At 71.2% G+C, this 11,859-nt stretch carries 11 protein-coding genes; 6 read left to right on the top strand and 5 right to left on the bottom strand.

The window, feature by feature from the left end:
- Window positions 1-111 precede the first annotated feature (111 nt).
- The gene (locus tag YIM_RS03820; protein WP_153029008.1) at window positions 112-1,224 is read left to right on the top strand and encodes a citrate synthase 2; all 1,113 of its coding nucleotides are present in this window, start codon (window positions 112-114) and stop codon (window positions 1,222-1,224) included.
- Here the strand turns inward: YIM_RS03820 and YIM_RS03815 are convergent.
- The 3 genes from YIM_RS03815 to YIM_RS03805 are packed head-to-tail and all read right to left on the bottom strand — an operon-like array spanning window position 1,182 to window position 5,172.
- Entirely contained in the window at window positions 1,182-1,808 is a 627-nt protein-coding gene (locus YIM_RS03815; protein ID WP_153029007.1) for a TetR/AcrR family transcriptional regulator, read from the bottom strand. The genes YIM_RS03820 and YIM_RS03815 overlap by 43 nt on opposite strands.
- A gap of 17 nt (window positions 1,809-1,825) precedes the next feature.
- The gene (locus YIM_RS03810; RefSeq protein WP_228004539.1) at window positions 1,826-3,538 is read right to left on the bottom strand and encodes an SDR family oxidoreductase; all 1,713 of its coding nucleotides are present in this window, start codon (window positions 3,536-3,538) and stop codon (window positions 1,826-1,828) included.
- A gap of 29 nt (window positions 3,539-3,567) precedes the next feature.
- Window positions 3,568-5,172: an MFS transporter gene (locus YIM_RS03805; protein WP_153029006.1), complete on the bottom strand. Its 1,605-nt coding sequence runs from the start codon at window positions 5,170-5,172 to the stop codon at window positions 3,568-3,570.
- A gap of 64 nt (window positions 5,173-5,236) precedes the next feature.
- Between YIM_RS03805 and YIM_RS03800 the strand changes: the two genes are divergently transcribed.
- The 5 genes from YIM_RS03800 (at window position 5,237) to YIM_RS03780 (ending at window position 9,358) form a co-directional block, all read left to right on the top strand.
- Window positions 5,237-5,836 (top strand): TetR/AcrR family transcriptional regulator, encoded by a 600-nt coding sequence (locus YIM_RS03800; protein ID WP_153029005.1) that lies wholly within the window; start codon window positions 5,237-5,239, stop codon window positions 5,834-5,836.
- A gap of 93 nt (window positions 5,837-5,929) precedes the next feature.
- Window positions 5,930-6,769 (top strand): ABC transporter ATP-binding protein, encoded by an 840-nt coding sequence (locus YIM_RS03795; protein WP_153029004.1) that lies wholly within the window; start codon window positions 5,930-5,932, stop codon window positions 6,767-6,769.
- On the top strand, window positions 6,766-7,578 hold the full coding sequence (locus tag YIM_RS03790; protein ID WP_153029003.1) for an ABC transporter permease: 813 nt from the start codon (window positions 6,766-6,768) through the stop codon (window positions 7,576-7,578). Before YIM_RS03795 ends, YIM_RS03790 begins: the two co-directional genes overlap by 4 nt.
- On the top strand, window positions 7,539-8,735 hold the full coding sequence (locus YIM_RS03785) for a sensor histidine kinase (protein WP_228004538.1): 1,197 nt from the start codon (window positions 7,539-7,541) through the stop codon (window positions 8,733-8,735). Before YIM_RS03790 ends, YIM_RS03785 begins: the two co-directional genes overlap by 40 nt.
- A complete protein-coding gene (locus YIM_RS03780) occupies window positions 8,732-9,358 on the top strand; it encodes a response regulator transcription factor (protein ID WP_153029002.1) in 627 nt (208 codons plus the stop codon). The genes YIM_RS03785 and YIM_RS03780 overlap by 4 nt, the downstream gene beginning before the upstream one ends.
- A 4-nt stretch (window positions 9,359-9,362) precedes the next feature.
- On the opposite strand, the gene serC is transcribed toward YIM_RS03780, so the two are convergent.
- Both serC and YIM_RS03770 read right to left on the bottom strand, forming a co-directional pair.
- Entirely contained in the window at window positions 9,363-10,490 is a 1,128-nt protein-coding gene (serC, locus tag YIM_RS03775; RefSeq protein WP_153029001.1) for a phosphoserine transaminase, read from the bottom strand.
- A gap of 12 nt (window positions 10,491-10,502) precedes the next feature.
- The gene (locus YIM_RS03770) at window positions 10,503-11,858 is read right to left on the bottom strand and encodes a serine hydrolase (RefSeq protein ID WP_153029000.1); all 1,356 of its coding nucleotides are present in this window, start codon (window positions 11,856-11,858) and stop codon (window positions 10,503-10,505) included.
- Window position 11,859 lies beyond the last annotated feature (1 nt).

Here is an 11,859-nt window from a genome sequence, read left to right as displayed (position 1 = left end):
GCAAGTGCCGTCCCCTGACGCGCCACGCACGCCAAATCATTCGGGGAACGCGCATCGAAAGGTTCCGCTCAAGTGACGACAGCGCCGGTATCACCAGCACCTCCCGCCCCCATGAACGACACGGACGATGGCTTCCGCCCGGGCCTGGAAGGCGTGGTGGCCTTCCGCACCGAAATCGCCGAACCCGATCGTGACGGCGGCGCGCTGCGCTATCGCGGGGTGGACATCGAAGACCTGGCCGGCAAGGTCACCTTCGGCGACGTCTGGGGCCTGCTGGTCGACGGCCGGTTCGGCCAGGGCCTGCCGCCCGCCGAAGCCTTCCCGATCCCGGTCCACACCGGCGACGTCCGCGTCGACGTGCAGGCCGCACTGGCGATGCTCGCGCCGATCTGGGGTTACCAGCCGCTGCTGGACATCAGCGACGAAGACGCCCGCGAGCAGCTGGCCCGCGCCTCGGTGATGGCGCTGTCCTACGTCGCGCAGTCCGCGCGCGGGATCGGCCAGCCCGCCGTACCGCAGTCGCGGGTCGACGAGGCTTCGACGATCACCGAGCGGTTCATGGTCCGCTGGCGCGGCGAGCCGGACCCGGCGCACGTCAAGGCCGTGGACGCCTACTGGGTTTCGGCCGCCGAGCACGGCCTGAACGCCTCCACCTTCACCGCCCGCGTGATCGCGTCGACCGGCGCGGACGTGGCGGCGGCGATGTCCGGCGCGATCGGCGCCATGTCGGGCCCGCTGCACGGTGGCGCGCCCGCCCGCGTGCTGCCGATGATCGCCGAGGCCGAGCGCACCGGTGACGCGCGCGCCGTGGTCAAGGGCATTCTCGACCGCAAGGAACGCCTGATGGGCTTCGGCCACCGGGTCTACCGCGCCGAGGACCCGCGGGCCCGCGTGCTGCGCCGGACCTGCCGCGAGCTGGGTGCCGAGCGGTACGAGGTGGCCGCCGCACTGGAGCAGGCCGCGCTGGCCGAGCTGCGCGAACGCCGTCCCGACCGGGCGATCGAGACGAACGTGGAGTTCTGGGCCGCGGTCATTCTCGACTTCGCGCAGGTCCCGCTGCACATGATGCCCGCGATGTTCAGCTCGGCGCGGACCGCGGGCTGGGCCGCGCACATCCTGGAGCAGAAGAAGACCGGCCGCCTGGTGCGCCCGTCGGCCAAGTACGTCGGCCCCGGCCCGCGTCAGCCGGAAGAGGTCGAAGGCTGGGAATCGGTCAGCAAGTAAGCCACCGCCGCCGCGGGATCGTGTGCGGCGGTGACCGCGAGCATCGCGACGAGCTGGTCCACCAGCCAGGCGTCCAGCTCGTCGCGCGGCGGCGCGCCCTCCTGCAGCCAGTTCAGCAGGGTGCCCTCGACCACCGCGGTCCAGCAGCGCAGGGTGAGCAGCAGCAGCGGTGACGGTTCGGCCACCCCCGCTTCGGCGAGGATCAGCTCGACCGCGCGGTTGCGCACCTGGTCGACCAGCGCCTCGGTTTCCGAGGTGGCGATCACGGATCCGCTGCGCAGCAAGGCGATGTAGCCGGCGCGGTACTCCCCGGCCACCGCGATCAGGCCACGCACCACCGCGCGCAACCGGTCCAGCGGCGCGCCTTCCGCGCTGACCGCGAGCCGGTCGATCAGGCCGTCGGTGACCGTGCGCAGCGCGGCCACCTGGAGTTCGCGGATGCTGGAGAAGTAGCGGTAGAACAGCGGGCGCGAAACGTCGGCCCGCGCCGCGATGTCGTCCACCGAGACCTGTTCGGGCGCGCTGGTGCTGAACAGGTCGAGCGCCGCGGCGATCAGGTCGTCGCGCCGCGCCGCGCGCGACATGCGCCGGGGTTTGCGGTTCACCTCGGCGTGAGGTCCAGCCTGGCCGCGGCCCGCAGCGCACCCGGCGTCAACCGGGACAGCACGAGTGCCGCCTTCGCCTCCGGTGTGGACGGTGCGACCGCCGCGTTCTTCTCCACGGCGCGCAGGATATCGCGTGCCACCTTCTCCGGTCCGAAGCTCCGCTTCGCGTACAGGCTGGTGCTCTTGCGCTGCCGCCGCCGCTGCTCCACCTCGTCCACGCCGACGAACCGGGTGCGATCGGTGATGCCGGTGTGCACGATGCCGGGGCAGATGGCGGTCACCGCGATCCGCTCCGGGGCCAGTTCCGCGCGCAGGCATTCGCTCAGCATCAGCACGGCGGCCTTCGAGGTCGAGTACGCGGGCAGGATCTTCGACGGCAGGTACGCGGCCATCGACGCGAGGTTCACGATGTGGCCGCCCTCGCCGCGTTCCACCAGTTGCTCGGCGAAGGCGCGGCAGCCGTGGATCACGCCCCACAGGTTCACGTCGAGCACGCGTTCCCAGTCGTCCACGCCGGTGTCGAGGAACGGGCCGGACATGCCGATGCCCGCGTTGTTCACCACGATGTCCGGCACGCCGTGCTCGGCGCGCACCGCCTTCGCGAAGGCGTGCACCGCTTCCCCGTCGGAAGAGTCCACTGTGTACTCGTGTCCGCGGACCAGCCGCGCGGTCTCGGCGGCGGCTTGTCCGTTGACGTCGGTGACCACCACCTCGGCGCCTTCGCCGGCGAAGGCCCGCGCGGTGGCCCGGCCGATCCCGCTGCCCGCCCCGGTCACCACCACGAGCTGGTGCGCGAACCGGCCGCGTGCCTCGGTGGTCACCCTGGCCCGCGCGAGCGACCGCGGCTCGGGCGCGCCTTCGACGTGCTCGATCAGTTCGGTGGCGGCGCGGGCGATCAGGCCCGGCTTCGACCGCACGATCCAGTGGGAGCCGGTGATCCGGCGGACCCGCAGATCCGGCACCCAGCGCTCGATCTCGGTTTGCAGTGGAGTGCTGACAAAGCCATCACCGGTCGGCGCGAGGACCTGCACCGGCATGGTCGCCGGGCGCGGCACCGGGCGACTGAGGCGGGACAGCATGTTCGCGCGGTACAGCTTGAGGCCGTGGATGCCGTCGGACACCGCGGGCGCGGCCTCGGCCGGTTCCATCCTGGCGATCAGCTTGCGCATCAACCCGGTGCGCCACAACAACTCCGGCAGCAGGGGCAGCTGGAATGCGGTGATGTACTGGGAATGCAGCAGCTGGTTGAGCGCGTTGCGCAGGCGCTTCGGCGTGGGCCGGGTCAGCTGGGCGCGGAACCAGGCGCCGGCGTGGTCGAGGCTGGGGCCGGAGATCGAGGTGAACGAGGCGATCCGGCCGGGTGCCCAGTCGCCGGTGACCGCGTGCCAGGCCTGGATGGAGCCCCAGTCGTGGGCGAGCAGGTGCACCGGGGCGTCCGGACTGACCTCGTCGGCGACCGCCGCGAGATCGGCGGCGAGCTGGTCGAGCCGGTACGCGCGGGTCGGCTCGGGCTTGTCGGACTCCCCCGCGCCGCGCACGTCGTAGACCACCACGCGGTAGAGGCCGCGCAGCTCGGCGGTGACTTCGTCCCACAGCGAGCTGTTGTCCGGATAGCCGTGCACCGCCAGCACCACCGGTGCGTCCGCGGGACCGGACTCCCGCACCGAGAGCTTCACGCCGTCGTTGGCCTTCACCCACTTGTGAGACATCTCGTCATGTTAGACAGATTGTCAGCAAGTCAGCCATCCCTCTTCCGGAGGAGGCTGATCGCGGTCCAGATGGTGTCGACGAGAAAGATGAGACACCAGATGCGGCCCGCGTTGAGCAGCCAGTGACCGCTGTCGTTGAGGATGAAGTTGGCATCGCTGCTGCTCAACGCGGCCAAGGGCCAGCTGTACCCGGCGATCGCCAGCCCGATCTGCGCGACCGCGAAGACGGCGGCGTGGATGGCCCAGTTGCGCCAGCCCGCACCCCGCTTCGGTGGCGCTTCGGCCTCGGGTTCAGCGGTCGACGAGGCTCGAGGTTCAGCGGGCAACGGGGTTTCGGGACCGGAGGCCGACGGCGGTTCGAGGGCAGGCGCCGGGGCCGCGGGTTCCGGAACTGAGGGCGACTCGGAGGTGGGGCCGGGATCGGGGTCCGGCTTGGCGGCCGGAACCGGGGGCGGCGTGGGCTCCACCGGCCGGTCGACCACGCCGACCTTGGTTATCGCGGCGGGTACCAGTAGCGAGGTGAGCAACAGCAGGCCCGCCGCGCCGAGGCAGGCGATCCACCAGCCGTCGCCCGCCGAGTAGAGGAGGCCCGCGACGAAGGTGCCGATGGTCGCGCCGAGCAGGGTGGCGCCCTCGTAGATGCCCATCCCGCGCCCCAGGCTGACCCCCGCCGCTTCGGCGACGATGGCCTGTTCGACCGGGACCGCTGCCGCGAAGGCGACCGCGGACAGCACCCACAACACCGCGATCACCGGCGGATTCGGCGCGAACGACAGCGCCGCCGCGAACAACGCGCTGCTCACCATGGCCAGCGACAGCACCTTCCTCCGCCCGATCCGCCGCACCACGCGGTGCAGGTAGTCCGGCAGCAGGCTGTAGACGATGAACCCGGGCAGGAAAACGGCCGCGATCTCCCCGAGTTCCAACTGGTGCCCGCGTTGCAGGTGCATGAGCAGCAGCAACGCCACCCCGGCCTCGGCCAGCGCGGTGACCACCACCAGCCCGAGCATCGGCCACATCCGGCCACCCAGCTCGCGGAACTTCGGCGCGTCCTCCGGGGGCGGCGCACCCCTCGACGACGACAGCACCAGCACCACCGCCGCCACCAGGCAGGCCGCGGCCCCGAGCGCGAACACCCCGCGGTAGTCGATGCGCGCGACGAGCGTCATCGCCGCGACAAAAGCGATCCAGGTGCCCGTGCCCTCCGCGGCGAACAGCTTGCTGAACGCACCGTCGTCGTCGCGCAGGCCTTCGCCGACGCGAGCCCGCAGCGCCACCCAGAACAACGCGCCACCGGCACCGCCGAGCACCGCCGCACCGTAGGCGTACGTCATCGTCGGCGTCACCGCGTACACCACAAAGGACAGTCCATAGAGGACGGCGCCGAGCGCGGCCAGCCGACCGCGGTCGAACCGGTCGGCCAGCGCCCCGGCCACCGGCCGCACGGCGAACGAGATCAGCGTCTCCAGCGCGGTCAGCGCGCCGACCTCGGCCGCCGACGCGGCCAGGTGACTGCCCGCCCACAACGGGAGGAAGAAGTCCAGCACCTCGGCCGGGCCCTTGGTCAGCCCGGCCGCCAGCCGGTCGCGTTCGGCGCGTTTCGCCCCGGAAGCCACGGAATTCGCGGAAGTCATCGCCAGTCCCCCTGGTTGAGAATACGAGTGTATCCTAAACCCGTCGTCAAGGTACGGTGGCGACGTGCCCAAAGTGGTCGACCGAGCCGAGCGCAAGCGTGAGATCGCCGCCGCGCTGCTCACCCTCGTCGCGCGCGAGGGCATCGAGGCGGTGAGCATCCGCGCGGTCGCCGCCGAGGCCGGGATCTCCGCGGGCGCGGTGCAGAAGTACTTCGCCACCAAGGAGGAAATGCTGCGCGAGGCCTTCGACCTGACCGGCCTCGTCCTGGTCGAACGGTGGCGCGAACTCGACACCTCCGGCCCGATCCTCGACGTGCTGCGGCGGCACATCCTCGCCGCCCTCCCGCTGGACGCGCAGAGCCGGTCCGAGCTGCTGGTCGTGCTGGCGTTCACCGCACAGGCCGCGACCCGGCCCGAATGGGTGGAAAAGCTCCGCGAGGACTACGCGTGGACGATGGAGGTCACCACCGAGTTCATCCGGTACGGGCAGGACAACGGCGACTTCCGCGCCGAACTGCCCGCCGAAAACCTGGCCGAGCTGGTGATCGCGCTGACCGAGGGCCTGGCCGGCCGCATGTTGCACGCCGAACCCGGCGGCGCGGTCCACACCAGCCTGCTCGCCTCACTGGACCTCGCCCTGCGGGAGCTGCTCGTCCCGCGCTGAGTTGTCCACCGATGTTGTCCACCGATCGGCCGACAACCGCGTTCCATCCGACGATCGTTCCGCGCGGGCGTTCCGTCGGCGAGGCTGAACCGCATGGAAGTAGCGGTGAGAGTGCGCGGGTTGCGCAAGGAGTATCCCGGCCACACGGCCGTCGACGGCATCGATCTCGACATCCGGCAGGGCGAGGTCTTCGCCCTGCTCGGTCCGAACGGTGCGGGGAAAACGACCACGGTGGAGATCCTGGAGGGGCACCGCCGCCGGACGTCGGGCGAGGCCAGCGTGCTCGGCGTCGATCCGGCCCGCGGTGACCGGACCTGGCGCTCGCGGCTCGGCATGGTGCTGCAGACCGCGACCGACGCGGCCGAGCTGACCGTGGCCGAGTCGGTGCGCCACTACGCGCGGTACTACCCGAACCCGCGTGACGCCGAAGAGGTGATCAAGCAGGTCGGCCTGACCGAGAAGGCGAACGCGCGGGTGAAGTCGCTTTCCGGCGGGCAACGGCGGCGACTGGACGTCGCACTCGGCATCATCGGCCGTCCCGAACTGCTGTTCCTCGACGAGCCGACCACCGGTTTCGATCCCGAGGCCCGCCGCCGGTTCTGGGAGCTGATCCGGCTGCTCGCCCTCGACGGCACCACGATCCTGCTCACCACCCACTACCTCGACGAGGCCGAAGCGCTGGCGAGCCGCGTCGCGGTGATCGCGAACGGCGTCATCGTCGCCGAAGGCAACCCTGCCACGCTCGGCGGTCGCGCCGGCGCCGAAGCGACCGTGCGCTGGGAGGACCAGGACGGCCCGCAGGAACGCCGCACCGCGACGCCGACCGCGCTGGTCCGCCGGCTCTCCGCTGGGGGTGGAGAGCTGGACGGCCTGACGGTCACCCGGCCGAGCTTGGAAGACACCTATCTCGAGCTGATCGGACCGCGCTCATGACCACCACCGCCGCCCTGCCGAGCACCCTGTCGATCGGCCTGGCCAGGGGCGCGGCCGAACTGCGGCAGTTCTTCCGGCAGAAGGAATTCGCCGTCTTCACCTTCTCCCTGCCCGCCTTCCTGCTGATCCTGCTCGGCTCGATCTTCGGCGAGTCGCTGCCGGGTTCGTCGGTGACCTCCAGCCAGGTGTTCGCCGCCAGCATGGTCGGTGCCGGGATCATCTCCACCTCTTTTGTCACCATGGGCACCGGCGTCGCGCTCGACCGCGAGGACGGCACGCTGAAACGGCTGCGGGGCACACCGATGCCCGCCACCAGCTACTTCATCGGCAAGCTGATCCTGGTCGCGGTGGCGAGCGTGGCCGAGGTGATCGTGATGCTGGCGGTCGGCGTGCTGATGTTCGACGTCCGGCTGCCGTCGGATCCGGTGGACTGGTTCACCTTCGCCTGGGTGTTCACCCTCGGCGTGATCGGCTGCGGCATGCTCGGCATCGCGCTCAGCACGGTGACCAAGGGCGTGAACGACGCTTCGGCGGCCACCCAGCTCGTGTTCCTCGGCCTGCAGTTCACCTCCGGCGTTTTTGTGATGATCTCCCAGCTGCCGTCCGCGATGACCACGGTGTCCTCGCTGTTCCCGGTGAAGTGGATCTGCCAGGGCTTACGCTCGGTGTTCCTGCCGGACGAGATGGCGGCCTACGAAATGGCGGGGAAATGGGAACTGGGGCTGACCGCGGGGGTGCTGAGCGCCTGGTGCGTGGCGGGGCTGGTGCTGTGCCTGCTGACCTTTCGCTGGAGCAACCGGTCGAACTGAAGCTCCTGCGGTACTGGGAGCTGTTCTACCTGTTCGCGCTGATCGCCGGGCTGGTCGCACTGCAGTTGCAGGACGGCCAGTCACCGAGTGCCCGGATGGGTGCGTCGGCGCTGCTGGTGGCCGGGTTCGGCTGGTACTGGTGGTTCGGGCACCGGCCGCTGGTCGCCTCCGACGGCGAGGTGACGGCCAAGGTGGGCGCGCTCGCCGTGGCCGGGATACTCGCCTGCTTCTTCGGCGCGCTGCTGCTGGTGCCGGGCGCCGCCTGGGCTTCGCCGTCGGTCATCTCGCAGGTGTTCTGGCTGCTGCCGTTGCGCATAGCGGTGGTGGCGGTGGTGTTGATCAGCTTCGTGCCGGGGCTGGTCTCGCTCAGCGACGGCGACGACCTTTCCGAACAGCTCTCCACCACCATCCCGGCCGGGGTGATCTTCTGCTCGCTGGCGCTGATGCTGGGCTTGTTCATCCACCGCATCGCCCAGCAGAAGGAAGAGCAGGCGGTGCTGATCGACCGGCTGGCGGCCAGCCGGTCCGAGGTGGCGCGGCTGTCGCACGAGGCCGGTACCGCCGCCGAACGCGAGCGGCTGGCCAGGGAAATCCACGACACGCTGGCTCAGGGGTTCACCAGCATCGTGGCGCTGGTGCAGGCGATCGAGTCCGAACTGGACACCGATCCGGCGGCGGCCCGGCGGCACCTGGAACTGACCGCGCGGACCGCGCGGGAGAACCTCGACGAGGCGCGCTCGATGGTCGCCGCGCTGACCCCGTCCGCGCTCGCCGCGGGCACGCTGGCCGACGCGGTGCGGCGGCAGGCGGAGCGGCTGGCCGACGAAACCGCGTTGACCGTCACCTGCCGGATCGCCGACGGTCTGCCGAAACTGCCCACCGCGGCGGAAGTGGTGCTGCTCCGGGCGGCGCAGGAGGCACTGCACAACACCCGGCGGCACGCGCACGCCACCACCGTCGCGCTTGACTTGTCTATTGTGGACGGCAACGTCCGGCTTTCGGTGCGTGACGACGGTGTCGGCTTCGACCCCGACGCGCCCGGTACCGGGTACGGCCTGACCGGAATGCGGACCAGGGCCCGGCAGGTGGGCGGGGAGCTGACCGTCCACAGTGGAAGACGAGGCGGGACCGAGCTGGTGGTGGAGGTGCCCGGGTGATCCGGATCCTGCTGGTGGACGACCATCCCGTGGTCCGGGAGGGGTTGCGCGGCATGCTCGACACCGAGCCGGATCTGACCGTGGTCGGTGAGGCGGGCTCCGGGGACGAGGCGGTGGCGCAGAGCCGGGTCAAGGAGCCGGACGTGATCCTGATGGACCTGCGCATGCCCGGCTTGGACGGCGTCGGGGCGACGCGGCAGATCCTGCGGGCCGATCCGTCGAGGCGGGTCGTCGTGCTGACCACCTACGAGACGGACGCGGACATCCTGCGGGCGGTCGAAGCGGGGGCCGCGGGTTACCTGCTCAAGGACGCTTCACGCGCGGAACTGGCCGGGGCGATCCGGGCGGCCGCCCGTGGTGAGACCGTACTGGCGCCCTCGGTCGCGGGACGGCTGGTGAAGCAGGTGCGCACCCCCACCGGCCCGCAGCTTTCGCCGCGGGAGGTGGAGGTGCTGCGCCTGGTGGCCAAGGGCCACACCAACTCCGAGATCGGGCGGGACCTGCACATCAGCGAGGCCACGGTGAAAACGCACCTGCTGCGCGTGTTCGGCAAGCTGGACGTCTCCGACCGCACCGCGGCCGTCACCACGGCCATGTCGCTGGGGCTGCTCCCGCCCGCCTGACCGCTCAGGACAGGTTGTCTACGACCCATTCGATCGACTGGGTGAGCTTGGTGATGTCGTCCGGGTCGATGGCCGGGAACATGCCGACGCGCAGCTGGTTCCGCCCCAGCTTCCGGTACGGCTCGACGTCGACGATCCCGTTGGCCCGCAGCACCTTCGCCACCGCGGCGGCGTCCACCTCGTCGGTGAAGTCGACCGTGCCGACCACCTGCGAGCGCAGCGCCGGGTCGGTCACGAACGGCGTGGTGTACGAGGTCTTCTCGGCCCACTGGTACAGCCGGGTCGAGGACTCGGCCGTGCGCGAGGTGGTCCACTCGAGACCGCCGTTGCCCAGCATCCACTCGATCTGGTCGGCCAGCAGGAACAGCGTGGCCACCGCCGGGGTGTTGTACGTCTGGTCCTTGCGCGAGTTGTCCAGCGCCGTGGTCAGCGACAGGAACTCCGGGATCCAGCGGTCCGAGCCGCCGATCTCGCCGACCCGCTCGACCGCGGCGGGCGACATCAGGGCCAGCCACAGGCCACCGTCGGAGGCGAAGGACTTCTGCGGCGCGAAGTAGTAGACGTCGAAGTCCTCGGCCTTGACCGGCAGTCCACCGGCGCCCGAGGTGGCGTCGATCGCGACCAGCGCGCCGTCACTGCCCTCGGGGCGGCGCACCGGCACGGCGACCCCGGTCGAGGTCTCGTTGTGCGCCCAGCCGACCAGGTCGGCCCCGGCCTGGTAGGCGATCTCCGGCGCGGTGCCCGGGTCCGACTTGACCACGATCGGGTCGGCCAGGAACGGCGCGCCCTTGGTCACCGTGGCGAACTTCGAGGAGAACTCGCCGTAGGTGAAGTGCTGGGCCCGCTCGCGGACCAGGCCGAACGCGGCCGCGTCCCAGAACGCCGTGGTGCCGCCGTTGCCCAGCACCACCTCGTAGCCATCGGGCAGCGAGAACAGCTCGCTCAGCCCCGCGCGCACCCGGCCGACCAGTGACTTGACCGGCTTCTGGCGGTGGGAGGTGCCCAGCAGCGCCGCCCCGTCGGCGGCCAGGTGGGCGAGCTGCTCCGCGCGCACCTTGGACGGTCCGCAGCCGAAGCGGCCGTCAGCGGGCTTGAGGTCTTCCGGAATGGTCAACGCTGCGACGTCGGTCATGTGCGAAGTCTCTCACCCGATCCGCCAGCCCTTCGGGTCCACCCCGCCGGGCACCGGGGCCGCCGGGTCGTACGGCGTGCGGGTGAACACGAAGGTCGCCAGGTCGAGGTGGGTGACCACACCGTCGGTGTTCTTCACCGCACGCAGCGTCTCACCGGTGTAGTAACCGTCGAGGCCGATCCAGGTGCCGTCCTCCTGCGGCCGGAACCGCGACGCGCGGCCGGAACCGCCGGCCGGGCTCAGGTCCAGCCAGCCACCGGGCAGCACACGCAGGTGGTACGGCGTCGGGCCCCAGTGCCAGAGGCCGGTCAGCGCGAGCAGCTCGGGCGCCACCTCGGACGGACGCCATTCGGGCGGCAGCCGCGGCTCGTAGTCGTCGGCGATGGTGAGCAGGTCGACCACGAGCGACAGGATCGCCACGCCGGAGGTGGTGTTGGTCATCGCCAGCGCCCCGGTCTGGGTGGCCGGGTCGATCAGCGTGGTGGCCAGGAAGCCCGGCATCGAGCCGGTGTGCCCGGCCAGCCGCCGCCCGTTGTGCCGGAGCACCTGGAAGCCGAGGCCGTAGCCGACGGTCCAGGCGTCGCCGTCGTCGACCGCGGCCATCTCCCGCATCTCGGCGACGGTTTCCGGGCGCAGCACCTCACCGGTGCGCCCGCCGACAAAAGCGGTCCAGGTGGCCAGGTCGCGCACGGTGGCCCAGAGCTGACCGGCCGGCGCCATCGCCCCGGCGTCCGGCGACGGCTCGGGCAGCAGGACGTCGGCGAACGGGTGCACGGCGAAGCCATCGGCGTGCTTGCCCTCGGGGTGCGGGCTGGTCCTGGTCATGCCGAGCGGGTTCAGGATGCCGGTGCGCAGCGCGTCCAGCCACGACGTGCCGCGCAGGCGCGCGATCAGCTCGCCGAGCACGCCGTAACCGACGTTGGAGTAGTGGAACCGGGAGCCGGGGCGCAGCTTGATCTCGTCGGCGCCGAGGCTGGCGTCGAGCGCGGCCCAGTCACCGCCTTCGCTGCGCTCCCACCACGAACCGGGCGATTCGGCGGTGATGCCGCCGGTGTGCGAGAGCAGCTGCGCCACGGTCTGCCCGCCGAGCGCGGTGCCGGGAACGTGCTTGTCCAGCGCGTCGTTCAGGTCGAGCTTGCCCTCGTCACGCAGGCGCAGCACCTCGGCGGCCACGATGGACTTGGTGATCGAGCCGAGGCGGTACTGGGTGTCGTCGTCCGGGGTGTCGCCGCCGCCGACCGTACCGCGCGCGCCCGACCAGACGATCTCGCCGTCGCGGACGACGGCCGCGACCAGTGAGGGCGCGCGGTTGGCGGACTGCTCCGTGGCGATGCGGCGCAGCAGGGCGAACTCGGTGGTAGGCAGCATG

The sequence above is a fragment of the Amycolatopsis sp. YIM 10 genome, from assembly GCF_009429145.1.
Taxonomy (GTDB): Bacteria; Actinomycetota; Actinomycetes; order Mycobacteriales; family Pseudonocardiaceae; genus Amycolatopsis.
This window is presented reverse-complemented; position numbering and strand designations above follow the sequence as displayed.